Annotated in this window: 23 protein-coding genes; 10 read left to right on the top strand and 13 right to left on the bottom strand. The window is 65.3% G+C overall.

Annotated elements, in window-relative coordinates:
- Positions 1-181: 181 nt before the first annotated feature.
- Positions 182-847, bottom strand: coding sequence for a BON domain-containing protein (locus ABWO90_RS23730; RefSeq protein WP_353193666.1), 666 nt, complete (start codon positions 845-847; stop codon positions 182-184).
- Between the two features lie 302 nt (positions 848-1,149).
- Between ABWO90_RS23730 and ABWO90_RS23725 the strand changes: the two genes are divergently transcribed.
- The gene (locus ABWO90_RS23725) at positions 1,150-2,292 is read left to right on the top strand and encodes a hypothetical protein (RefSeq protein ID WP_353193665.1); all 1,143 of its coding nucleotides are present in this window, start codon (positions 1,150-1,152) and stop codon (positions 2,290-2,292) included.
- Here the strand turns inward: ABWO90_RS23725 and ABWO90_RS23720 are convergent.
- Both ABWO90_RS23720 and ABWO90_RS23715 read right to left on the bottom strand, forming a co-directional pair.
- Positions 2,276-3,775, bottom strand: coding sequence for a sensor histidine kinase (locus ABWO90_RS23720; protein WP_353193664.1), 1,500 nt, complete (start codon positions 3,773-3,775; stop codon positions 2,276-2,278). The two genes, ABWO90_RS23725 and ABWO90_RS23720, sit on opposite strands and share 17 nt — an antisense overlap.
- Positions 3,772-4,515, bottom strand: coding sequence for a response regulator transcription factor (locus tag ABWO90_RS23715; RefSeq protein ID WP_353193663.1), 744 nt, complete (start codon positions 4,513-4,515; stop codon positions 3,772-3,774). The genes ABWO90_RS23720 and ABWO90_RS23715 overlap by 4 nt, the downstream gene beginning before the upstream one ends.
- A 251-nt stretch (positions 4,516-4,766) precedes the next feature.
- Here ABWO90_RS23715 and msrB point away from each other — a divergent pair, with 251 nt between their 5' ends.
- The 3 genes from msrB to msrA all read left to right on the top strand — a co-directional run bounded on the left by msrB (position 4,767) and on the right by msrA (position 8,265).
- Complete coding sequence (gene msrB, locus ABWO90_RS23710; protein ID WP_353193662.1) at positions 4,767-5,372, top strand: peptide-methionine (R)-S-oxide reductase MsrB; 606 nt, start codon at positions 4,767-4,769, stop codon at positions 5,370-5,372.
- Between the two features lie 73 nt (positions 5,373-5,445).
- Complete coding sequence (locus ABWO90_RS23705; RefSeq protein ID WP_353193661.1) at positions 5,446-7,329, top strand: cytochrome c biogenesis protein DipZ; 1,884 nt, start codon at positions 5,446-5,448, stop codon at positions 7,327-7,329.
- Between the two features lie 120 nt (positions 7,330-7,449).
- Positions 7,450-8,265, top strand: a complete 816-nt coding sequence (gene msrA, locus ABWO90_RS23700; RefSeq protein ID WP_353193660.1) for a peptide-methionine (S)-S-oxide reductase MsrA — start codon at positions 7,450-7,452, stop codon at positions 8,263-8,265.
- A 103-nt stretch (positions 8,266-8,368) separates the two neighbouring features.
- Here msrA and ABWO90_RS23695 read toward each other — a convergent pair whose 3' ends face one another.
- The 6 genes from ABWO90_RS23695 to ABWO90_RS23670 form a co-directional block, all read right to left on the bottom strand.
- The gene (locus ABWO90_RS23695) at positions 8,369-8,746 is read right to left on the bottom strand and encodes a VOC family protein (protein WP_353193659.1); all 378 of its coding nucleotides are present in this window, start codon (positions 8,744-8,746) and stop codon (positions 8,369-8,371) included.
- Between the two features lie 185 nt (positions 8,747-8,931).
- Entirely contained in the window at positions 8,932-9,615 is a 684-nt protein-coding gene (locus ABWO90_RS23690) for a helix-turn-helix transcriptional regulator (RefSeq protein WP_353193658.1), read from the bottom strand.
- Between the two features lie 61 nt (positions 9,616-9,676).
- A complete protein-coding gene (locus tag ABWO90_RS23685) occupies positions 9,677-10,936 on the bottom strand; it encodes a c-type cytochrome (RefSeq protein ID WP_502922692.1) in 1,260 nt (419 codons plus the stop codon).
- Between the two features lie 149 nt (positions 10,937-11,085).
- Positions 11,086-11,796 (bottom strand): (2Fe-2S)-binding protein, encoded by a 711-nt coding sequence (locus ABWO90_RS23680; protein ID WP_353193656.1) that lies wholly within the window; start codon positions 11,794-11,796, stop codon positions 11,086-11,088.
- Positions 11,793-14,789 carry a xanthine dehydrogenase family protein molybdopterin-binding subunit gene (locus ABWO90_RS23675; protein WP_353193675.1) on the bottom strand — a complete coding sequence of 999 codons (2,997 nt, stop codon included), beginning with the start codon at positions 14,787-14,789 and terminating at the stop codon, positions 11,793-11,795. Before ABWO90_RS23675 ends, ABWO90_RS23680 begins: the two co-directional genes overlap by 4 nt.
- Before the next feature lie 653 nt (positions 14,790-15,442).
- Complete coding sequence (locus ABWO90_RS23670) at positions 15,443-15,955, bottom strand: GNAT family N-acetyltransferase (protein WP_353193655.1); 513 nt, start codon at positions 15,953-15,955, stop codon at positions 15,443-15,445.
- 118 nt (positions 15,956-16,073) lie between these two features.
- Here ABWO90_RS23670 and ABWO90_RS23665 point away from each other — a divergent pair, with 118 nt between their 5' ends.
- Together ABWO90_RS23665 and ABWO90_RS23660 are read left to right on the top strand one after the other, a co-directional pair.
- Positions 16,074-16,664 carry a helix-turn-helix domain-containing protein gene (locus tag ABWO90_RS23665; protein ID WP_353193654.1) on the top strand — a complete coding sequence of 197 codons (591 nt, stop codon included), beginning with the start codon at positions 16,074-16,076 and terminating at the stop codon, positions 16,662-16,664.
- Positions 16,664-17,239: a GNAT family N-acetyltransferase gene (locus ABWO90_RS23660; protein ID WP_353193674.1), complete on the top strand. Its 576-nt coding sequence runs from the start codon at positions 16,664-16,666 to the stop codon at positions 17,237-17,239. The genes ABWO90_RS23665 and ABWO90_RS23660 overlap by 1 nt, the downstream gene beginning before the upstream one ends.
- A gap of 5 nt (positions 17,240-17,244) precedes the next feature.
- On the opposite strand, the gene ABWO90_RS23655 is transcribed toward ABWO90_RS23660, so the two are convergent.
- Complete coding sequence (locus tag ABWO90_RS23655; protein WP_502922691.1) at positions 17,245-18,357, bottom strand: alpha/beta fold hydrolase; 1,113 nt, start codon at positions 18,355-18,357, stop codon at positions 17,245-17,247.
- A gap of 381 nt (positions 18,358-18,738) precedes the next feature.
- Positions 18,739-19,047: a DUF4148 domain-containing protein gene (locus ABWO90_RS23650; RefSeq protein ID WP_353193653.1), complete on the bottom strand. Its 309-nt coding sequence runs from the start codon at positions 19,045-19,047 to the stop codon at positions 18,739-18,741.
- A gap of 143 nt (positions 19,048-19,190) precedes the next feature.
- Here ABWO90_RS23650 and ABWO90_RS23645 point away from each other — a divergent pair, with 143 nt between their 5' ends.
- On the top strand, positions 19,191-19,469 hold the full coding sequence (locus ABWO90_RS23645; RefSeq protein ID WP_353193652.1) for a hypothetical protein: 279 nt from the start codon (positions 19,191-19,193) through the stop codon (positions 19,467-19,469).
- A 479-nt stretch (positions 19,470-19,948) separates the two neighbouring features.
- Positions 19,949-20,587, top strand: a complete 639-nt coding sequence (locus tag ABWO90_RS23640; protein WP_353193651.1) for a GntR family transcriptional regulator — start codon at positions 19,949-19,951, stop codon at positions 20,585-20,587.
- An 83-nt stretch (positions 20,588-20,670) separates the two neighbouring features.
- On the opposite strand, the gene ABWO90_RS23635 is transcribed toward ABWO90_RS23640, so the two are convergent.
- Positions 20,671-21,096 (bottom strand): DUF4019 domain-containing protein, encoded by a 426-nt coding sequence (locus ABWO90_RS23635; protein WP_353193650.1) that lies wholly within the window; start codon positions 21,094-21,096, stop codon positions 20,671-20,673.
- 264 nt (positions 21,097-21,360) lie between these two features.
- Here ABWO90_RS23635 and ABWO90_RS23630 point away from each other — a divergent pair, with 264 nt between their 5' ends.
- Positions 21,361-22,539 carry a GGDEF domain-containing protein gene (locus ABWO90_RS23630; protein ID WP_353193649.1) on the top strand — a complete coding sequence of 393 codons (1,179 nt, stop codon included), beginning with the start codon at positions 21,361-21,363 and terminating at the stop codon, positions 22,537-22,539.
- 65 nt (positions 22,540-22,604) lie between these two features.
- Here the strand turns inward: ABWO90_RS23630 and ABWO90_RS23625 are convergent, their stop codons facing one another.
- Positions 22,605-23,324, bottom strand: a complete 720-nt coding sequence (locus tag ABWO90_RS23625) for a glutathione S-transferase C-terminal domain-containing protein (RefSeq protein ID WP_353193648.1) — start codon at positions 23,322-23,324, stop codon at positions 22,605-22,607.
- Between the two features lie 154 nt (positions 23,325-23,478).
- Between ABWO90_RS23625 and ABWO90_RS23620 the strand changes: the two genes are divergently transcribed.
- Positions 23,479-23,970, top strand: a complete 492-nt coding sequence (locus tag ABWO90_RS23620) for a DUF2471 family protein (RefSeq protein ID WP_353193647.1) — start codon at positions 23,479-23,481, stop codon at positions 23,968-23,970.
- Positions 23,971-23,975 lie beyond the last annotated feature (5 nt).

Raw genomic sequence — 23,975 nt, 5'->3', positions numbered from 1 at the left:
ATCAGTCTGTCGTGGCGACCCGCTTGTTGGAAATTTGTGGATCGGCACGACCGCCATGCTGACGACAGGTACGGGGTTCACCATTCGCATGACGAAACAATGACAGGGTGAACCACCGGGACGCTGACGTGAGTGTCTCGCCAAGGCGCGACGCATCACCGCGCAAGCATACGCTTCTGGCCTAGCGCGCGTACGTCGCGTCTTCCTGCGCGAGCGACGCATCCGACGCCTTCGCAGGTGCAATGCGCTCGATCGCTTCTTTCGGCACGATTTCGAGCACGCGCACCACGCTCGCCACGTCCGGCACCCGGCTGGCCACGCTCGACGCCAGATCGGCCTCGTCCTTCGTCGCCATCCCCATCAGATAGACGACCTTGCGCTCGACCACGACCTTGAATGCCGAGGACGGCAGGCCCTTCTCTGCCACAAGACTCGCCTTGACCTTGGTAGCGATCAGCGTATCCGACGACCGGTCACCGAACGACGAGGCTTCCGGCGCGAGCACCGCCTCGTTGAACACGGCACGCACGCTGGCGTCCTGCTTCGTGGCGGCGGCGATCGCCTGAAGGTCGCTGTCAGCGGGCACCTCGCCAGTCAGCAGCACCCGTCGGTTGTAGCTGGAAACATTGACGTGAGCCGTGGGCGCAGCCACCTCGCCGACCCGGCTGCCAACCCTCAGCTCGATGCTCGTGTCGTCCATCTGGGCGCCCAGGCTTCGACGGTCGGTGGCCGCCATGCCGGTGGCCGTCGCCGCGCCGAGTACGATCGGCACGCACCCCGACAGGGTGCACAAATAAAGACTGGCAATCGCTATCCGGGCGGACGGGCGCTTCAGGCGAATCGGCATCTGAGAATCTCTCGGGGAGTTCGGAGATCCCGATGCTCCCACCCCAACATGTCGCCAGTCTGTCGGCGTGCGAATGTCGGAAAGCACGGCTTTCGGCAGCCTGGTGAACGATGGTGAAGAGATCGATTTCGCGGGAGGTCGGGGCCGTCAGACGGGCGTGTCACACGAAGCCGGTACAATCGGGGGGAAAATTCCTCCGGCAATTACTTGTGATGACGTCTGCATTACCTGTCCGCCACGTCCGCGCTGTCCGCATCGTCGATTCAGTGCTTCCCGCAATTCCTGTGCGGCGCGCTCTGGCCTTGAGCGCCCTGGCTGCCGCGCTGGCCGGTTGTGCCGGCCCTCAGCCGGGGGCCGTGCCGTCCGGCGCCGCCGTACCAACCGCACCAACCCAAACGGCCGAGGCCGCACCGCCCGAGGCGCAAGCGCCGCAGGCGGCCGCCCCGTTGCCCTGGTGCGTGCAAACCTCGCTGCGAGAAGAAGACGACCTGATGCGCAACTTCGGCGGCATTCCCGCCGGGGTTCGCCGTATCGAGGAAACGCGCTTCATCGCCAGCTACGATCGCAGCACGGGCAAGGTCGGCCCGCTCGACAACGGTAACCGGTTCGTGATGGAGTTCGATCAGGAAGGTCATCTGCTCGCCAGCACCGATCGCGGCCACTATGCCTACACGGCCGATGGCCGCCTGCGCAGCATCGACGGCGCGCCGGTCGACTGGCAGAACGCCGACACCTGGGTCGTGCGTGGCGCCGCACGACGCGGTGTCTGGACGGAACAGGTGCGTCAGGAAAGCGATGGGCGTCTCGAATGGACCCGCCGCATCATCGCGGCCGCCTCGGGCACGCATCATCGCCGCCCGGGCAGCCTGCAGGCCCGTCTGTTCGACGACGAGTGCTTCGCCCTGTCGCGTCAGTGGGAAGCGCCGAACGAGGCCCGCCAGGTCGTCACGGCCGACGGCAAGGTCCGGCCCGCGCCGAAGCACGTCTCGTATCGCACGTTCGCCAGTGTCGAGCGCAAGCCCGACGGCGGCCGTATCGTGCGCGACAACGGCGCCGCCGCGTTCATCGACGGCCAATGGCTGCCGCTTGCGTGGGACAACGAGGTCTCGGAATACTCGCCGCGCCACGAACTCAAGCGCGTGACCCGTACCGACGCCGCCACCGGCGAGCGTCACGTGTCCGAGTATCACTACAAGTACGACAGCCGCGGCAACGTTCAGCGCGTGGTCATCACGTCGCCGGCCGCGCCCGGCGAAAAGGTCGATCCGTTTGCCAACGTCTTCGTGCGCAAGCTGACCTACTTCGACGCGGCGCCCGCCGCGCGAGTTTCGGCGGCGGCCCCTGAAGCCTCGGGCACGTCCGCCATTCCGGCGGCCCCGGTGGCTCCGGTAAATCCGGTTACTACGACACCGCTCGCCGGCGACAAGCTCACGTCGGCAAAGTAAAGCGGAACGTCGCCCCCTGCCCGGCCTGACCGGCGGTCTCCACCAAGGTGATCCGCCGGTCGTGCAGTTGCAGGATGCGATGCACGATACGCAGGCCCAGCCCGCCCTCGCGACGGGCGCCCCCGACCGTGAACGGCCGCTCGAACAATCCTTCTCGTGCGCTTTCCGGGATTCCCGGACCGGTATCGCTCACCAGCACCTCAATGTCCGCCCCCGCGGGCGCCACGGCGACGGTGATCTCGCCACCCGGCGGCGTATAGCGCAGCGCATTGTCCAGCAGGTTCGTGAACACCCGCTCGATGAGCCCCAGATCCGCACGTGCAGCCGGGATTTGCGGCGCAAGTCGCGCACGCAGCGCCACCCCGCGCGATTCGGCGCTCAATTCGAATTTCTGGAACACGTCCTGAATCAGATCCGTCACCGAGAACGGTTCGGCCTCGGGCTGCACGAACCCGTGCTCGAGGCGCGCCAGCTCGAAGAGCGACTGCGCCAGCGCGCCGACCTTGCGGCTCTGATCGAGGGCGATCCCCAGATAGCGCTTGCGCTCGTCCGGTGTCAGCGTCGCGTCCTTGAGCGAGAGCGTTTCCAGATAGCCGTGCAGGGACGACAGCGGCGTGCGCAGATCGTGCGAGATGTTCGCGATCAGCTCACGTCGCTCCTGATCCTGTCGCGTGAGCGTGCGCCACTGCGTGCCCAGCCGTTCGACCATCTGCCGGAATGCACGCTCCAGCACCACGATTTCGTCGTTCGGACGCGCCTGCTGCGACGCCAGTTCGTCCGCCGACACGGCGGGCAGCGCCACCGGTGCGGCGTCGATATCGAACTCGCGCACGGTGTCGGTCAATCGCCGCAATGGCCGCGTGATGAGCGCAAACGCCGTCAGGCCGGCAATCAGGCACAGCGCCGCCACCAAACCGATGGACCACAGCGCGGTATTGAGCGCAACGCTCGTGGCACCCCGCGCGGCGAAACGGTCATGCGCTTCGCCGAGCAGCACGACATAGACGTATCCGACTTCACGCCCGTCCACACGCAGCGGTGCGGCACTGAACACCTTGCGCACACCGGCATTGCGCGGATCGTCGCCGTAGATCGGCAGCGCCTCGCCGTCGAGCAGCCGATGCACGGGCGCCAGATCCACCTCCATGCGCCGCAGATGCCCCTCGGGCGCCGCGTGACCGGTGATGCGGCCCTGCGCATCGAGCAGATACACCTCGACGCTCGGGTTGACCACCATCAACTGGCCGAAGAGTCGCCGCACGGCATCGGGCTTCATGCCGCTCGCGTCCATGAGCTGGGTGTTGGCCGCAATGTGCTCGGCCAGCCCGCGCGAGAGACCCTGAATCACTTCCGCTTCGTGCATGCGATTGGCGCGCACCTGCATCCATGCGGACGTGCCGCTGCAGACCAGCAGAAGCACCGCGAACACGACCGAGAGTCGCTGCGTGAGCGTGAGATGTCCGAGACGCCAGCGACGCATCATGCCGCTCCCGAGTCGGCGGCCTGCGCGTCGGGCGAGCCGTCATTGGCAAACTTGTAACCCCGCCCCCAGACCGTAAGAATGCGCGTGGGCTGCGCGGGATCGGCTTCGATCTTGGCGCGCAGGCGGTTGATGTGGGTATTGACGGTGTGCTCGTAGCCTTCGTGCTGATACCCCCACACGGCGTTGAGCAGATCCATGCGCGAGAAAACCTTGCCGGGCTGGCGCGCGAAGAAGTACAGCAGATCGAATTCGCGCGGCGTCAGGTCGAGCACCTTGCCGCCGAGCGACGCCTCGCGCGAAATCGGATCGATGAACAGCCCGGCAATGGCCAGGCTGCCCGCCTCCATGCGAGCGTTGCGGGCGAGCGCGTCGACGCGCCGCATCAGCGCCTTGACCCGCGCCACCAGTTCCAGCACCGAGAACGGTTTGGCCAGATAGTCGTCCGCCCCGAGTTCCAGCCCGAGAATGCGATGGACTTCGCTCGAACGCGCACTCGTGATGATGATCGGCGTGTACCGGGTCATTTGGCGAGCGCGGCGGCAGATTTCCAGGCCGTCGACGCCCGGCAACATCAGATCGAGAATCAGGGCGTCCCAGCCGCCCTCGGACAACCGGCGCAACCCCTCGTCGCCGTCGGCGCAATGCACGACTTCGAAGCGCTCATCGCGCAGATGCAGCGTGAGCAGGTCGGCGATATGCACGTCGTCTTCGACGAGCAGAACACGGCGCGGCGATTCCATCGGAGGGACAGCTCCCGGAGGTAGGGGTCTTGGAGCCCCCATTGTGCGCAGTTCACGCCGCTGGAGGTATCACGAATTGTTTAATTTTACGTGAGGACTTCGCCACCGCCGGGGCACTACGCTTCAGTCATCGATCCGGCGCGCAACAGCACTGTGTCCGTACGTTGCAAGCCCTCCGTCGCCCGGCTCCCCAGCATTCAGGGCGACGGGCCGGCCCCGCGCCGGATCGGCCCCACCCACCGGAGGATGTCATGCGTTTGTCCAAGCCAACCCCACGCCAGCCGTCCCGGACGGCGCGCACCCCCACCGCCGGCGAGCGGCAGGCCGCCTCGCGCCGGGTGTTTCTGCTCGGCGCCACCGCTGCGGCGGCGGCCATCACGGCCGGGCTGATCCCGCGAATCGTGCGTCCGGCGCGTGCCGACGACACCCGTAGCGCAGCGCGTTCCGGCGCCGCGAGCGAACACTTCGAAGTCGCCTACAGCGACGCCGAATGGCGCAAGCGCCTGACACCGGCCCAGTACGACATCCTGCGCCGGGAAGGTACCGAACGGCCGTATTCGAGCCCGCTCAACGACGAGCATCGGGCAGGCACCTTCGCCTGTGCCGGCTGCGCACTGCCCTTGTTCTCGTCGCGCACCAAGTTCGACAGCCATACCGGCTGGCCGAGCTTCTGGACACCGCTCGACCATGCGGTCGGTACCCACACCGATACGACCTTCGGCATGGTACGCACCGAGGTGCACTGCGCGCGGTGCGGCGGCCATCTCGGTCACGTATTCGACGACGGCCCGAAGCCGACCGGCCTGCGCTACTGCATGAACGGTCTGGCCATGACCTTTTCGCCGCAGGCGGCATGAGATTCGCCCGCGACCTTTCCGATTCCCCTGAACCCTGCTTCGCCGCCTTGGCGCGAAGCGCCTGGAGCCCTTCATGACCTTGCTCATCCTTGCCTACCTCGGCGGGATTCTGACGATCGTCAGTCCGTGCATCCTGCCGGTCCTGCCCTTCGTCTTCTCGCGTGCCGGCCAGTCGTTCTCGCGCAGCGTGCTCCCCATGCTCGCGGGCATGGTGCTGATGTTTGCGCTCGTCGCCACGCTCGCTGCCGTGGGCGGCAGTTGGGTCGTTCAGGCGAACCAGTACGGCCGCTGGCTCGCGCTGGCGCTCGTCGCAGTGTTCGGTGCCACGCTGCTGTTCCCGAAGCTCTCCGAGCGGCTCACGCATCCGCTGGTGTCGCTCGGTGATCGCTTATCGCAATCGGCACACGCCGACGGTCCCGCCCAGGGCGACGCCGCCACAGGGGCGCGTCCCGGCGCGTCGTTCCTGCTCGGCATTGCCACGGGCCTGCTCTGGGCACCGTGCGCCGGCCCGATCCTCGGGCTGGTGCTCACGGGCGCGGCCCTGCAGGGGGCGAGCGCAGGCACCACGCTGCTGTTGGTCGCCTACGCGGCCGGGGCGGCCACCTCGCTCGCGCTGGCGCTGCTCGTCGGCGGACGCGTCTTCACCGCCATGAAGCGCTCGCTCGGCGCCGGCGAATGGATTCGCCGCGTGTTGGGCGGACTGATGCTCGCCGGTGTCGCGGCCATTGCCTTTGGCCTCGACACCGGTGTGCTCGCGCAGGTTTCGACCGCATCGACCGGCGGCATCGAGCAAAGGCTCGTCGATCAGTTGGACGCGCGTCGTCACAACGCGGCGAATGCCGACGCCAACGCCAACGCCAAGGCGAACGCCCCGGCCACCGGTGCGCCGTCCGGGGGCAAGAACGACGGCGGTGCCGCCATGATGGCCGCCAGCGGCGCGATGATGCGCGCTGCAGCTACGGCACCGGCACCCGCGCCGTTGCCGGTCGAAGGTACGCTGCCGTCGCTCGACGGCGCCGTGCAGTGGCTGAACTCGCCGCCGCTGACCGCACAGGCGCTGCGCGGCAAGGTCGTGCTCGTCGACTTCTGGACCTACTCGTGCATCAACTGCCTGCGCACGCTCCCGTACGTGAAAGCGTGGGCGGAAAAGTATCGCGATCAGGGGCTTGTCGTGATCGGCGTGCACGCCCCGGAATTCGCCTTCGAGCGCGATGTCGGCAACGTGAAGAAAGCCGTGAAGGATCTGGGTGTCGACTATCCCGTCGCAATCGACAACAACTACGCCATCTGGCGCGGCTTCAATAACCAGTACTGGCCGGCGCACTATTTCGTCGATGCCCAAGGCCGCGTGCGCTATCACCACTTCGGCGAAGGCAATTACGCCGAGTCGGAACGCGTCATCCAGCAACTGTTGCGCGAGGCCGGCGCGACACAGGTCGCCGACAGCGTGACGAACGCCAACGACCTGAAGGCCAGCGGCGTCCAGCAAGCCGCCGATATGGGCGACGTGCGCTCGCCGGAAACCTATGTGGGCTACGAACGCGCCGAGCACTTCGCTTCTCCGGGTGGCGCCGTGCGCGATCAGGTGAGGGATTACCGCGCGCCGTCAATGCCGTCGCTGAACCAATGGGGGCTGGGCGGAAGCTGGCGTGTCGGACCGGAGCAGGCGACAGCGACACAAGCCGACGCACGCATCGTGTACCGCTTTCACGCTCGTGACCTGCACCTCGTGCTCGGTCCCGATGCCACCGGGAAGCCCGTGCGATTTCGTGTGACGGTCGACGGCAACGCGCCCGGCGACGCTCACGGCACCGACGTCGCGGCCGACGGCAGCGGCACCGTGACCTCGCAGCGCTTATATCAACTCGTGCGTCAGCCTGGCGACGTACGCGAGCACACGTTCAGCATCGAGTTTCTCGATCCGGGCGTATCCGCCTATGCATTCACCTTCGGTTGATGCGGCCCCGGCAGCGCCCATCAACGACGACATGGTCGTCGGCGCGCTAGCGAAAACGCGCGCCGATCCCGATTTCCCATCGCCTCAGCCAAGGCGTCTCGCGACGCCGGGAGTTTTCAGATGACACCGCACGATCCGCATCAAGCCTCGCCCGCCCGCAGCCCTGTTTCACAAGTGCCGCCGGCGGCATCGCAACCCTCAGGCAACCGCTCGCCTCGGGTCGCATACGTCCGACGCGCGATACGCGGCGTCGCGGCCGCGATTGCCGGGGTACTCGTCTGGCAGGTCGGCGCGCAAGCGTTCGGGGGCGCGGAGTCCGCCGTCGAAATCAGCGCACCGAAGCTCGACGAGCCCGCCACCGGCGCCCGCACCGAAACCGCAGTCTTCGCGGGCGGTTGTTTCTGGGGCGTGCAAGGCGTCTTCCAACACGTGAAAGGCGTGACGAAAGCCGAGTCCGGCTACGCGGGCGGCGCCGCGAAGACCGCCGACTACGAAACCGTCAGCGGCGGCGCCACCGGCCACGCCGAGTCGGTACAGGTCACGTTCGACCCGCAACAGGTCTCGTACGGGAAGCTGCTGCAGATCTACTTCTCGGTCGCTCACAACCCCACCGAGTTGAACCGCCAGGGACCCGACACTGGCACACAGTACCGCTCGGCGGTGTTCCCCATGACCGACGCGCAACGCCGCGTGGCCGACGCCTACATCGCGCAACTCGACACGGCGCATGCCTACAGCAAACCCATCGCGACGAAGGTCGAGAAGTACACGGGCTTCTATGCAGCGGAGGCCTATCATCAGGACTTCCTCACGGAGCACCCGAACTATCCGTACATCGTCATCAACGATCTGCCGAAGGTGAAGGACCTCAAGCGCCTGTTCCCCGCGCAATACCGCGACACGCCGGTTCTCGTGAAAACGGCCTCGGCGAAGTAGCTCGTTCACTGCCCGGCATCCGGCTACGACGCGTCGCACGAGCACAGGCAACGACAACGGCAACGACAAACGGCGAGGGCAATCCCTCGCCGTTTTCATGCCGTCACTGCGGATTGTCGGCCAGCTTGTACACGCGGATGCGATGACCGTCCGGATCGGACGCCACGAACGTGCGGCCGAAGTCCATCGTCGTGGGCTTTTGCAGAATCGTGATGCCGCGTCCGCTCCAGTCTTCCCACGTGGCGTCGACATGGGCATTGGACGCCACCGGCAACACGACCTCGCTGCCACCCGGCGGCGCGATGACCGTCGGCAAGACGGAGAAACGCGCCCACAGGCCGAGCTTCAACCCGGTCGGGAAAACGAACAACGCGAAACCGGGCGACGCTTCCACCGGCTCGAGATCAAACAGATCGGCGTAGAACGCCGCGCTTTCAGGCGGGCTGGCAACATACAGATTGACCATATTCGGATGCAGCATGACGAGCTCCTGTCGATAGGTATGAATGACTCGCTGCGTCGATCGCACACCGAACTTTCCGGGAGGAAACGGTGACATCGCGCGCTGTCATGAACGCCATCGTACGAAGGGATGCTGTCAGTTTTTGTCAGCAGTCGAACACCCATTTGAAACGCCGGGATCGGCCGTCCGGGTACGGCTCAAGGTCAATGTCGGCCAGTCGTCTCGCGCCACGCCTTGAGCAGCGAACGTCGCCCGCGCGGGTAGCGGGTTTCGGTCACCGTCATCGCTTCGATGCGGTCTGCGCGGAAGTTCCGGAAGCCGTCGCGCAACTCGCACCAGGCGACGATCATGCGCACGCGGTCGAAGAAGCCCAGCGCGAACGGCCAGATGACGCGCTCGGACACACGTCCCGCTTCGTCGCGATAGGCAAGCTGGAGTTTTCGCTCGGCGCGGATGGCCTCGCGGATGACGGTGAGGTCGACGATCATCGGTGGCAACGGATCGCCCGGGCCGATGAGCAGCGTCGACGCTTCGAGCGACGCCCGCAGATCCGCAGGGAGCACGGCGGCAATCTTGGCCAGCGCGTTGGCGGCGGCGTCGGCGAGCGCACCGTCGGTACGCTTGGCGACCCAGCGCGACCCGAGCACGATGGCCTCGATCTCCTCTTCCGAGAACATCAGCGGCGGGAGCATGAAGCCGGGCTTGAGCACGTAGCCGAGCCCCGGTGCACCTTCGATGTGGGCGCCTTGCGCCTGTAGCGTCGCAATGTCCCGGTACAGCGTGCGCAGGCTCACGCCGAGCGAGTCGGCCAATGTCGCGCCCGCCACCGGAAACCGGTGGCAGCGCAACAACTGCATCAGGGAGAAGAGACGTTGTGTGCGGGACATGGCGCGTCATTATGCGCCATGTCTTCGCCGATGGAAGGCCCGCCGTGAGGCCGTGCGCCGGTTACTTCTGACGCAGCTGTCTGACGATCTCGGAATTGACGTCGCCCGCCTGCCCGCCGTAGGCCACACGCAGGTAGTTGCTCAACTCCGCGATCTGCGCATCCGTTAGCCGCTTGCCGAAGCCCGGCATGTCCTGCATGGCCTCGAGGCCCGGGAAACGCTGCGGCTCGATACCGTCGAGAATCGTCACGATCAGATTGCGCGGATCCTTCTGACGCACGGTCGAATTGCCCAGCATCGACACGGCCACGTGCGGCTTGCCGGTGCCGTCGGCCGCATGACAGCCGGCGCACACGGCGAGGTACAGGTTGCGTCCGGCCATGAGTTTGCTCGTGTCCGGATTGTCAGGCAGCGGCTTGGGCGCGGGGGGTGCGTCACCGAGCAGATATGTCGAGAGGGCGCGCAGATCGTCCGGCGTGAGGTACTGCGTACTCAGGTGGACCACCGGAAACATCTCGCCGAACGCCGAGCCTTGCGGGGCAATACCCGTGCCGAAGAACGTCTGCAGATCCTTCACCGTCCAGCCGCGTGCTGCCAGCGCTTCCGGCGTCAGATCGGGCGCGGCAATGCGCGCGAGCGCCGCCCCGCCCAGCGGCTTCGCGCTGTCGAGCTGACCGAACGTACCGCGTGGCGTGTGGCATTCCGCGCAGTGGCCGAGGGCGTTCGCCAGATAGCGTCCGCGCAGCCAGTCCGCCGACTGTCCCTTCGAGGCATCGGGCAGCGTGTCTTTAAGGAACATCCAGTCCCAGAAGCGCATGCCGAAACGCATGTTGTACGGAAACGAGAGGTCGTGCTGACGATTGGGCACGGCCGCCGGCTTCACCGACATCAGGTAGGCGAAGATGGCGTCGCTGTCCGCGCGCGTCATCTGACGGTAGGACGTGTACGGCATGGCCGGATACAGCACCTTGTCCGGGGCCTTGCCGTCGTGCAACGCGCGGTAGAAGTCGTCGGCCGTCCAGCCGCCGATGCCGTGCGTCTTGTCGGGCGTGATGTTGGTGCCGTAGAACGTGCCGAACGGCGACTTGAGCGGCACACCGCCAGCGAATGGCGCACCGTCCGCACTCGTGTGACACGCCGCGCAGTCCGCCGCGCGCGCCAGATACTTGCCGCGCGCGATCATTTCCGGCGACGCATTGACCGCTGCCGCGGGTGCCGCTGCAGGTGCCGCCGAGGCTGCCGCAGCCGGCGCCGACGCCCCCGATGCACCCGACGCATTCGGCGCGTCCGCCGCCATCGCACTCGTCACAAGCGACGGCATCATCGATGTCTTCGGCTTCGGCGGCTGCGCCGGCTCGGGCGGCTTCGGCGCGGTCGAGTCGTTGCAGGCGGCAACGAACACCAGCGCGGCCAGGCAAGCCGCACGTGCACTCCACCGGGTGACGCGCTTCAGGTTCATGTCGTATCCCCTCATTTCGCGTCCTTCACACAGCCGGGCGTCTTGAGAATGACCTCACGCACGGCCTCGTAGTAGCGCACGTATCCCGTGCACCGGCAGATCTGATCGTTGAGCCCTTCCGTGATGGCCGCTTCGAGATCGGCACGCGCCACCGGATTGCGCTTCAGATGCTCGATCAGCACCGTCGCCGCATTCACGAAGCCGGGCGTGCAGTAGCCGCATTGGAAGCTGAAATGATCGAGGAACGCCTGCTGAATCGGCGCGAGCGTGACCTTGCCGTCGGCGTCGCGCGTGGCATGACCTTCCACCGTGCGCACGGTCTTGCCGTCGAAGTAATTCGCGCCAGTGATGCAGGTGCGCACCGTCTCGCTGCTGCCGTCGGCATGATCGACGATCACCACGCAGGCGTGGCAGATCCCCTGCCCGCAGCCCAGACGCGAGCCGGTCAGCCCCAGCGTCTCGTGCAGGAAGTCGATCATCATGAGACCGGCCGGCACGTCCATCGGGCCGTGCGACACACCATTGACCTTCACGGTGACGGGCAGCGTTTCCCAAGGCTTCTTGCCATTCGCGGGCGGTTGCATCGGAGCCGCTGCGGGCGCGGCTGCCGCGCTGGCGGCTGTCGGGGCCGATGCCGCGCTTGCGTTGTCCGTCGGTTGCGCTGCTGCCGCATCGCTTGCGCCAGATGCGGCTTGCGGTGCGCTGGATGTTACGTCCGTCATGCCAGTACCTCCTGGATTTTCTCCGGTGTCACCGGCAAATCAGTAAATCGATGGCCGATCGCGTGCGCGAGGCCATTCACAATCGCACCTACCACGGGAATCATCACCACCTCGGCGATTCCCTTGGGCACGTCGGTTTCGGAAATCGGCGGGAGCACTTCGCCCGTTTGCGTCCACACCGCGACGTCGACCGCGCGCGGCAGGTGGTAGCGGTTGAAGTTCCACGTGCCGTTGCCCGGACCGTCCTCATAGAGCGGCAGGTACTCGTGCAGCGCATGACCGATACCCATCGCGAGACCACCCTGCAGTTGCCCCGACACAAGCTGCGGAGAAATCTGATTGCCGCACTCCATGATCGAGTGGTGCGTGAGCAACTCGACCTTGCCCGAGGCCTCGTGCACCGACAGCTCCACGAGCGTGCCCACGGCGCTGTAGTAGGTCACGGCGGCGTTGTTGCGCTGGACCGGCGGGTAGAACACGCGCTTGCGATCGAAAGTGCGGTAGCCGGTGCCCGGCGTGGGTGCCGCGATCTGCGTGCCCGACGCACCGCCGTTGCCGTTATTGGCTGACGAGGCGCTCTTGGCGCCATTCGCACCATTTGCACCATTTGCGGTCGCAGCAGACGACGCCGACTTCGCGGGTGCATTGCCGCTGCGATGCGCGCCCTTGGCTGCGGGCGTCTGCATGGCCGGCGCCTGTGCGGCCACGGTCGAGGCATTCGCACCGCCCTTGCCGAAGCGCAACGAAATGCCATCCACGGGCAATCGCTGCACCACACCGTCGCCCAGATCCCAGTCCGCCTCGGCCCACTGCCAGCGGTTGAACACGTGCACGGTCGCGCCGGTCACGAGTCCGAGTTCGTGCGCGGTCTTGGCGAGCATGGCCATCGGCAGCGCTTCGAGACCCGCCGCGCTCAGCTTGCCTTCCACCCAGCGCGCGTCTTCGGCACGCACCACGAGCGGCGCGGCCTGACCGCCGCCGAGTCCGCGACGCCAGATCGACAGCGCCGCCGGCCACAAGCCCTGCAGGAATACCAGTCGCGCCGCTTCGCGCGTGCTGTGTGTGAAATAGAACGCCGAGTTCGTCGCGCTCGACGGCGACGCAAACCCGGGCGACCAGCGCGGATTCGCGGCGAGCTTGTCCTGATCGGCCTGCGACATCAGATACGGATCGCCGCTGGTCACCACCGGCAACTCCGGCCAGTCGGTAATCGCGATGTGCACGTCGGTGGCCGGCATGCCGAGCCACTTCGCCACGGCCACGGCTTGCGACGTCGACGTACCGGTGCCGATTTCCGCCGCCGTGTGATGCAGCGAAATCCTGCCGGTCTCGTCGAACTCCACGCGCGCGAACGACGTCTCCGCGCCGGTGCCGAAGTCCTTCTGCACGCAGGCGAAACCCACGCCGTAGCGACGCCCCGGATGCGCGGCCTCGTACTCGGCCTTTTTCTTGTCGCGCTGTGTCCAGAGCGGATGCGCCTTGGCGCGCGCGAGCACCTCGTCGACACGCACGGCCCCTGCGGGAATCGCACCCTGCGTGTTCTTCATGCCCGAGCGCAGCGCGTTCTTCAGACGAAAGTCGATGGCGTCGACGCCCAGTTGCGCGGCCATCTCGTCGATCATCATTTCCGTGGCGGCCATCGACTGCAACGTGCCGTAGCCGCGTGCGGAGCCCGCGTCGATGGCGCGCGACGCAATCGCCACGCTCGCCAGATCGCTCTTCGGGAAGTAGTAGATCGACTGCGCCGCCGTCGCCCCCACCATCGCCACCGACGGCGAGAAGTTCATGCGCCCGCCGCCGTTGCACTCCATGTCGGCGGTGAATGCCTGGAGCATGCCGCTTTCCTTGTCGACGCCAATGCGGTAGCGCATGGTGAATGCGTGACGCTTGAGCGACGTCTGGAACTGTTCGTAGCGATCGTTCGCCAGCCGGACCGGCAAGCCGTCGCCGTACAACGCGGCGGCCAGGCCGTAGAACGGCATATTGTAGTGATCCTTCGACCCGTAGCCCACCGTATAGCACGGGTAGACGATGAGCCGTTTGACCGGGAAGTGGCCCTTGGCCACCATCGCGGCGGCGTTTTCGGCCACTTCCGAGGGTGACTGTGTCGGCACGACCATGTGCAACGTCTGGGTCGCACCGTCGTACCAGCAGTTGGCGTTATCGGGTTCGAGCGCCGCCGTGTCCACCGACTGCGTGCGGTATTCGCGCGACATCACCAGCCAGTTCGCAGGCGGATTCGTCAGCGACTCGCCGATCTTGCCCGCGTAGGCCATGCCCTGCTCGTCGAGCTTCCCGTGGTCGTTGCCGTCCGGCCAGACCGGCAGATGCTTGCGCATCATGCTCGGGAAAATCGGCGCGTCCTTCAGGCTCGAGTAGACGTCGTCGTCATACGCCGTGTTGCCGCCCACGCGCACGTAGCGGAAGCTGCCCCACGGGTCGCGTTCGAGCGGGCCCGTTACGTCGCCATAGCGAATGATCTCGTCGTGGAACTTGAGCTTGTCCTTGGCAAAGCGGAATCGCGTGAAGTCGCGGTAGATCAGGATCGCCACGGCATGGCCGAGATACGCGGGTGTCTTGCCCGCGGGCAGCAGCATGTCGTCGCCGTAGAACTCGGGGAACGCCACGCCGTCACGCACGAGGTCGTCGGCCGTCACGACGCGATCGGGTTGCAGGCCGTCGTCCAGACGCGAGAGATCGAAACCGAGATACGGGCGATCGGCACGCGTCGCACGCAATACGAACGCGTGCGCCTGCTGCTCGGGCCAGCCCGGCATGTCGCGCGAGCGCACGTCGCGCGCAAAGATCTTCGCGCCAGTAACCTTGGCCGTGCCGTCGATGCGGAATCTGGCCTGGCCCTTGACGGCGTCCCACGCCACGGGCGTGAGGTTCTTGTCCTCGAACAGCGCGGCGAATGCACGGCTGCCCAACGGCGCGATGTACACGGAAATGCCCGCGATGACCGACGCCTTCAGGAACCCGCGACGCGTCAGCGCGAATCCGGGTGGCGTATCCGGGCTCTGGGATGTCGAGGAAGATTGGGGGGGTGCAGAAGCAGCATCGGGGCGAGCGTCATCGCTCGACACAGCCGCAGGAGGACAGTGTTTTCTTGGCAGGCGCGGCATAAGCGTTCCGTCCGTCTTGTTTTGGGGGGGACCTATCACGTCACGAAGCACGATCACGGGGCTCGTGCAGACGCAAAAGCGCACAAAACAGCACGGGAAGGATCACGGGGGCCTGGACTTTCGAACGGTTCGAGAAACCCGAGACGTTCAAATGGCGCGAAGCGTTGCAAGCGTGCCGAGAGCAAGTCGTCGACCCGCGATGCCTATCCACAATGCGTGACATTCACCTGCCGTGATGCGCTCGTGAAGCTCTCTGAGAACACGCTTCATGAGTGACATCGGACGTTTCAAGGCTACACGCCGACTCCCAGAATGACAAGGTTGGACGTGACGCACTGCGTGAGAAGACGCGCTATTGCAGGCCAATGGCGGACCGTGCGACAGGCGGCGGCGGGCGATATTCGAATGGCGTGATGTTGCCTATGCCCGATAAGAAATGCCGCTATATCCGGCCAGACACAGCGATGAATGGCGGGAGACAACGGCACTGTTATTTTTGTGCGACGCGTGGCGTTTTGCCGTCACTCGATGCGCAATTCCATGCAGGTCAGATCGAGCCAGCGACCGAACTTCGTGCCGACTTCGCTGAACGTGCCGACGATGCGAAAGCCGAGCTTTTCGTGCAGGCGAATCGACGGCGCGTTCTGTGCCTCGATGGCCGCGATCATCACGTGCACGTCAAGCGCACGCGCACGCTCGATGAGTCCACGCATGAGCGTCTCGCCGATGCCGCCGCCACGTGCTTGCCTGTCCACATAAATCGAATGCTCGACGGTGTGGCGATAGCCATCGAATGCACGCCAGTCGCCGAACGAGGCATAACCCACGACCGCGCCATCGCGCTCGGCCACGATCACCGGGTACCCGCGCTTGGCACGCGCTGCCAGCCACTCGCGCCTGTTCTCCACATCGACGAGCACCTCGTTCCAGATCGCGGTGGTGTGCTCGACGGCATCGTTGTAGATGTCGCGGATCACGGGAAGGTCGGCGTCGGTGGCGTCGCGCACGACGAGGGAGGAAGACGAGGCAGTCATTTGAGGGTCCCGCAAGCAAAAAAGCCGTGGTGACGGCGTGAACGGTGGAGCAATGTCGAACGATAGCAAACGATGCCATCTATTTTACTGGAAATTAATTTCCAGTAAACTGGACGCCATGGATATCAACGAACGCATCGCCCGCCGTGTGCGCGACTTGCGCAGTGAACGCGGCTACTCCCTGGATACGCTGGCCGAGCGCAGCGGTGTCAGCCGTTCGAGCATCTCGCTCATCGAGCGTGCGCAGACGAGCCCGACGGCCAACGTGCTCGACAAGCTGGCCACGGCGCTCGATGTCACGCTCGCATCGATGTTCGACGAACACGCGTCGGAAGACGCCCCGCCCTCCCCGCTCTCGCGGCACGCCGATCAGGCGGTGTGGACAGACCCCGACTCGGGTTATGTGCGACGCAATCTCTCGCCCGCGCAGCCCTCGCCGCTGCAGTTCGTCGAAGTGCGCTTTCCGGCAGGCGAGCGCGTGGCTTACGACACCGGCGCGCGCGATAACGAGGTCTGGCAGCAGATCTGGGTGATCGAGGGCAGTATCGAAATCACGCTGGGCGATGTCACCTGGCATCTGGCGACGGGCGACTGTCTGGCGATGCGACTCGATCAGCCGATTGGTTTTCATAACCCTGCGTCGTCGAGTGCGCGCTACCTCGTCGGGCTCGTGACGCTGCCGTTCGTCGCCGCAAGGAGAACACCGTGATGGTATCCCCCGCTCCCGCAAGTGCCTCAGCTTTCCCGGCCTACTCATTGCACCGGCTCGACGGCGCGCAGGCGGCGGCAAGCGTCGATGCGCTGGCCGACGTGCTGATCGACTGCGTGGAAGGCGGCGCGTCGGTGAGCTTCATGCTGCCGATCACGCACGAGCGTGCAAGCGCGTTCTGGCGCAAGGTCGCCGATGGCGTGGCGCGCGGCGAGCGTGCGTTGCTGGTGGCACGCGCTCACGCGCCGGGCACGGCAGACGACGGCCGGATCGTCGGCACCGTGCAGTTGATTCTCGATCTGCCGGAGAACCAGCCGCATCGTGCCGACGTCGCCAAGATGCTGGTGCATCGTTCAGCGAGGCGTCAGGGCGTGGCGCAACAGCTGATGGCGGCCATCGACGATCTGGCGCGCGCCGAAGGGCGTCACGTGCTGGTGCTCGACACCGTCACCGGCGGCGACGCCGAGCGCCTTTACCAGCGCAGCGGCTGGCAACGCGCGGGCGACGTGCCCAAGTTCGCCCTCATGCCCGACGGCGACTTCTGTGCGACGACCTTCTATTACAAGCACCTTTAAGGCGTTCAGCGAACGGCCGCGAGACCGTCGAGCAACGCCTTGTGGAAAGCTGCCGGGTCCTGCATCTGCGGGGCATGGCCCAATTCCGGAAACTCAACGAGCGTCGAGCCTGGAATCGCCGCATGCGTCGCCCTGGCGAGCGCCGGGTAATGGCCGATGCGCGCCTGCACCTCCGGCGGCGAGAAGTCCTTGCCAATTGCCGTGGTGTCCTTGTCGCCGATGAGCAGTAACGTCGGCACGCGAATCTGTCCGAATTCATAGACGACCGGCTGCGTGTAGATCATGTCGTACAGCAGCGCGGAGTTCCAGGCGACGATACGCTTGCCGGGGCCGCGATACATGCCAGCGAGCATCTGCACCCACGGCTCGTAACGCTCGTTCCATTGCCCCGCGTAGTACGTCGCCTGTTCGTATCGACGAATCCCGGGCGCACTCGTGCGCAGCTCGCGATCGAACCATTCGTCGACCGTCTTCGACGGCACGCCGAGCGCCTTCCAGTCTTCGAGACCGATCGGATTGACGAGCACCAGTTGCTGCGTCTCGCCCGGATACATCAGGGCATAGCGGGCAGCGAGCATGCCGCCGGTCGAATGCCCGACGATGGTTGCCGTCTTGATACCGAGCGACGCGAGCAGCGCATGCGTGTTGTTCGCCAACTGCTGGAAGCTGTATTGATACTGCGCGGGTTTGCTCGATTTGCAGAAGCCGACCTGATCGGGCGCGATCACGCGGTAGCCGGCGCCGGTCAGCGTGTCGATGGTCTCGTGCCAGGTCGCCGCGCAGAAGTTCTTGCCGTGGAGCAGGACGACGGTGCGTCCGTTGGGCTGTGCGGGCTTCACGTCGAGAAAGGCCATCTGCAACGGGAGTCGCTGCGACTCGAAGCGAAAACGCTCGACCGGATACGGATAGTCGAAGCCCTGCAACTCGGCGCCATACGCGGGCCCGGCGTTGCTTTGCGAGGCATCGGGCGCCGATGCGTCAGCCGCGTGCGCTGGCGACATCGTGAGCGCAGCGCTCAAGGTGACGAGAGAAGTGAGGCTGGCGAGGGTGCTGACACGCAGCGTCGCAACAGCTTGTCGCGACACATGGCGCAGCCGCTGTCGAAGCGATGACGTCATGAAGGAGTGGCGTGCCGCGGCACGCGAAGTGGCATAAAACGGAATGCGTCGATTGTGCCACGCAGCGTGTGCGCATGAACGTCACGTCAACCTCACGTCGACATGCTGGGCGCCATCACGCAAAAAACCCGCCGCATACGCGACGGGAAAGTCCTGTGCGATGAACCTCGCACAGCGACAGGAGCCAGCGGGCGATCACCGGAAATGCGCGAGGCATCGCAGAAGATGCCGGGAATTCGAGGTGATACTGCGGGGGATCCGGGCTCCGGCGCCGATGTCGTGCCGCGAGAGATCGTGAACCAACATCAACGCCGCAATGCATGCGGCACGCCGCAGCTCGCCGCCGAGGGGCGCGAGCTACCGGACGTGCCGGGAGAGTGCTTAGTTGCCGAAGTAAGTCGTGCCGGCACGTTGCAGGCCGCCGACCGAACCCGCTGCGACCGGTGCCGCTGCGGCGGCCGGTTGTGCGCTGGGCACTGCCTTCGGATACACGGTATCGTGTTGAACAACCAGACCAGCCTTCTGTGCCTGGATCAGTTCTTCACGAACCTGGGCACGCGTGAGGACAGTCGTTTGCGGGACCCACGAGAATTCCGACGGGCCGTCGAAGGCGTCGCTGGCGAAAGCCGAACCGGCCGACACAGCCAACATCGTGGAAATCAGGGCAGAGGTAATCAGAGTGCGCTTCATGGTGTTTCTCCTGTCTATTAAAGGGGGCGATGCTTGATTCATCGTCGACAGTTACAGTCTATTAGTGCGCACATTGATGATAAAGACGACATTCAATAATCATTTATTTCATATTAAGCAATAATTAGACCGGAGGTGACCGCATGCGATGTCACGTGCATCACACCCATCTCTATCCGGGAGCGCGGCTTACCGTCATGGATGGCCCGTTGGCCGCCGAGGGCGCCGTCATATTGGAGTTCAGCGATGGCGCCGGCAGCGTCGGGCAATGTCAACGACTGACGGACGGTGCAGTCGCGTTACGTGTGGCGCCCTACCGGACCCTCGCAGGTACGCAATTGCCCGCCAAACACTGGCGGCTGGTGCCGACTGGCGAGAACAACATCTGGCGCGTGGATCGCAAGCTGGACACCTCCGAGTAGCACCGACATCCGCGCGGCCACCGCCCCAATAACCATGCTACTATTATGGTTATTGGGTGCATTGCTTTACATCTTCAGCAATTTCTTCACCTGTTGCGCCGCCGTATGCTTCGGCACCCGCAACGCCAAGGCACCGAATTTCCCTACATGAAGTAAGTACGCGCGAACCCCGGTAAAACGGGGCTTACAGAGATGTCGGGAGACTTCAAACGCGCGTATTAGCAAGTGCTCGCTTCGGAAACCGAACGAATTGCGCATAATCCGCCATCGACTGATGCAGGTCGCGCATGTCCGCGCCAACATTGACGTGCTTGGAATGGTTTTCGGGACGTCTTGAGAATCTCGGTAAAATCCGCTGCGGCAGGAGGTAGGCGCGGTTCCGAGCGTGTCATGCCTTGTTCACGAGACGCCGGACCTGGTGGTGGCGGACTCGCCAAAGCACCCGGCGCGCGCGCCGCTCAACGGAAGACAAGCCTCAGATGAAAGCGCCCAGCAACCTGATTACCGGTGAAGTCCGGACGAAAATCCGCAGCATGATTCTCGCCTCGGAGCTCAAGCCGGGGCAGCGTCTCATCGAGGACGATCTGATTCAGTTGCTTGGCGTAGGACGCACGCCCGTGCGCGAGGCGTTGCTCATTTTGCAGGGCGAGGGGTTCATTGCCCGCAATCGCGGTTGGGAAGTTCAGGGCATCGATCATCTGAAGGTGCGCGCGATTTTCGAGAGTCGTGTCGCCATCGAAGCCGAAACGGCACGACTGGCCGCGCGCAAGATCACGCCCGAGGTTTGCGATACCCTGGCCGCGCTCATCGACCAGATGGAGCCGGGGGCCAACCTGCCTCGCCTGACGATCAACCGATTGAACACCGAGTTCCACGATCTGATCGTGAAAGCCGCGGACAACGTCGTGCTGTCGCAGTTTTATGAGCGCACGCAGTTCTACTACTGGGCACTGCGTATTCCCGTCATGTTCTCCGACGAACAACTGCGCGCCACCAACGCCCAGCACCGTGCGTTACTGGATGCCCTGCGCGCCCACGACGAAAATCGCGCCGAACAGCTCGCGCGCGATCACGTGGAGACAACCCGGGGCATCGTCGAGCCCGCACTGCCGCACTGAATCCCCCCGCCCGGCGCACCGTAGTGTCGCCGGCACGCGCGTTTTCCTTTCCGCCCCTGCTTTCCCGGCTGTCGTGTGTGCGTTCAGCGCACCAGATAGCCGGCAACCCGCCAGCGGTTGTCGATCCCCAGCACCATCGTGACCATTTCGTGCGCGCTGGCCTTCTTCTCGAAGGTCGTGTCGTACTGAATCACGACGTACTCGCCGTCCGGCTGGCCCGGGATGTGGCGCGTAAAGACCGCGTCGGTGGTTTTACGCGTCTTGACCTTACCCAACGGGGCCCGCGCCGCTTGCAGGCTCTGCGCCCAGTCCTGCGCCGTGATGGCGCGCTGGAATACCGGTGCGGCCTGCTCCCAGCTTTGCTGCGCACGGCTCACGTCCGTGAGCCCCAACCAGAGATTGGCGGCTTCGAGCGCCGGGCGCACGTCGCGATTGATGTCGGCTGCGGGCGCCGGCACGTTACTCGCCGGGGCCTGGAACAGCGGTGGCTGTGCCGAGCGTCGTTGCATCGGTTCTTGCGCGTGCGCGGGGAGCACGGCCAGGGCGGCCCCTACGCTCATCGCAAGCGCAAGAACGGTCGCCCCACCCGGAAAACGAGCACGAGATGACAAATAACGGCGGATCGTCGGCATTGACGCAAACTCCTGAAATCGAAAAACGAACCCGAACATTCTAACGGCGGATGTCGAGTATCTACCGAGGGCATGTAACGCGCGATGCAGCGTACATTACAATGCACAACACGTGCTTGACTCCCCCCACCGGTCATCGCCATGTTGACGACCTCTCTGCTTGCGATCACCTCACTGCTCAGCTTCATGATGTTGCTGATCGTGGGCTCCCTTCTTCGCTCTCGCGTCGCGGGCGTTCGCGAGTGGTGCCTCGCCAACGTCGCTGTCCTGATCGCCCTGCCCCTGTTCTCGCTGCGCGGCGTGGTGCCCGATTTTCTGTCGATTCCCGTGGCCAACATCGCGTTGGCGGGCGGCCTGCTGCTTTATTACGCGGGCACTGCACGCTTTCTCGGTCGCCCGCAGCACTGGCACGTGCTGGGCGCCTCGCTCGGGGTACTCGCCGCCGCCATCGTGTTCTGGCAATACGGTCTCGACAGTCCGCAGGCGCGCGTGGTCGTGGTGTCGGCCTATCATGCGACGTTCCTGCTGGCGATCGCGGCGCTGATCCTGCGGCACGTTCCGCCGCGCCGCCATCCCTATAACTATTGGCTGACGGCCGGAATGGCTGTGGCGTTTGCCGTGGGACACATCGTGCGCGGCGTGGTGTTCGGTTTCACACCGGCCCCCGGCCCGGAACTGTTCGCGCCGACGACCTTCAACGCGATCATGCTCACCATTGGCGCGATCGTCATGCCTGCCATGACGATGGGCTCGGTGCTGATGATTCACGATGCCATGCTCGCCACGGCCGAGGAAGCGGCCAACCGCGATTACCTGACGGGCGCGCTCTCGCGCAAGCACTTCGATCTGCTGGCGCGTCAGGAAATGGCGCGCGCGCTCTCGCACAGCTCACCGCTGTCGATCGTGGTCATCGACCTCGACCATTTCAAGCAGATCAACGATACGCACGGCCATGCAGGCGGCGACACGGTGTTGCGGGAGTTCGTCAATCTCGTACGCGACTCGCTTCGTGAAGGCGATGTCTTCGGGCGGCTGGGAGGTGAGGAATTCGCGGTGCTGTTACCGGGCACGGACACGCACGGTGCGATCCGCATTGCCGAGCGCTTGCGAACGCAGGCGAGCCGGCATCTGGTGGCGGGACCGTTCGGCGTGTGTCACTACACCCTGAGCGGCGGCGTGGCGACATGGCACGAGCATGAAAGCCTCGAAGCGCTCTGCGCACGCGCTGATCGTGCGTTGTATGCCGCCAAGATCTCCGGGCGCAATCTCGTACTCTCCGACGTGCTCTCCAGCGACGAAACCGCGCCGGAAGCGGGCTGACCGCAGCCGTCCGCACAGCACACGTCGGGACTACGTCGCTCCCGGCTTCAGGACTTGCACGGCCCTCAGGCGTGAACGCCGTCGCCGCCGTCGACGAAGAACTGGCGGCGCATGCGAACCAGATACTCCATCAGATTCGGATGCTGCTCGATCTCGTCGCGCAGGGTCATGTCGAAGTGCGGCGACGCTGCGCCCGAAATGAACCCGAACGCCGTGGCATCGGCACCGCACGGCGCGTCTCCGAAAAAGTACGGTTTGTCGCCGAGAAGTTGCGCGGCGGCCTGCGTGCCGCGTCGGAGCAATTGCGCCTGCTCTGGCGGCGTGAAGCGGCCGGTGCCCTGCCCGTGAAGCGTGCCACGGATCTTGCGACGGATGATGGACTGAACGACCGGACGAACCGGCCACGGCACGCCCTTGAAGAATGCGGCCGGCCCTTTCGCGAAATTCTCGTCGTCACACCAGCGCGCCTGCACGACATGCCAATAGAAGTGATCTTCCAGCGCCTTCTCGAACATCCACGCCGCACCGCGCTGCTCGGGCGTGAGGCCGGCGTCGAAATCGAAGCCGTATTTGCGCTCGATGTGCAGACGGATCAGCGTGGAGTCCGCCACGATCTCGCCATCGTCGTCGATATAGGGCAGCTTGCCCTTGGGCGCGCGCCGGAAGCCTCCGCGATCGGTCTTGTACGACAGGCCCGCGAGTTTGAGCAGCATCTCCGCCTTGACGACGAACGGACTGGCATCGGGCAGCCCGAACGCCGGGCCAAAGGTGTACAGGGTCAACATCGGGAGCAGGCTCCTGCGCGATAGGAATGGCGCAGAGTATTACACGCGCGGCGGGCGACGGCGAGGGGTAGCGCCCTCAGGCATCCGAAGCATCAGCGTGGCAAGCGCACTGTGATTTTATACAGTATCATATCCCCCAATCGAGGAATGTCTTATGGAAATCATCGACTGGGATCAATTGGCGCTGAGCGCCGCCGAGCGTGACCTTGCGGGGGTCGTGCGCGAAATCGCCGCACGCTACGCACAACAACGTTTGCAGGAATCGGACGCCATCCCGGCGCATCACACGACGGACGACGCGGCCTCCGCACACACCGGGGCGCGGCTGGATTGGCGCACGCTCGTGGCCATCGCCGACGAGGCGGAGGCCGACCTCGGCCTGCACGCGCGGCATGAGCCGTGGGTGCTCGCACGACTGCTGCGTCTGCCCGGCGACGAAGCGTTGCGGCGTCATGGCGACCTGCCGCCGCTCGAGGCGGCCGTCGACCTGCAATGGCCGGACGCCCCGGCACCTGCCGTATTCCGAGCCATCGTCGCCGCATTTGCGGGCGACGACGCCTCCGGCGAAGACGCGGCGGTGCTGCCGGCGGGATCGTCGGTGTTGGCGGGCGCATTGCGTGCCGCCGGCCCATCGTGCGCGGCATGAGCGCC

Source organism: Pandoraea pnomenusa (assembly GCF_040391475.1).
GTDB lineage: Bacteria > Pseudomonadota > Gammaproteobacteria > Burkholderiales > Burkholderiaceae > Pandoraea > Pandoraea pnomenusa_C.
This window is presented reverse-complemented; position numbering and strand designations above follow the sequence as displayed.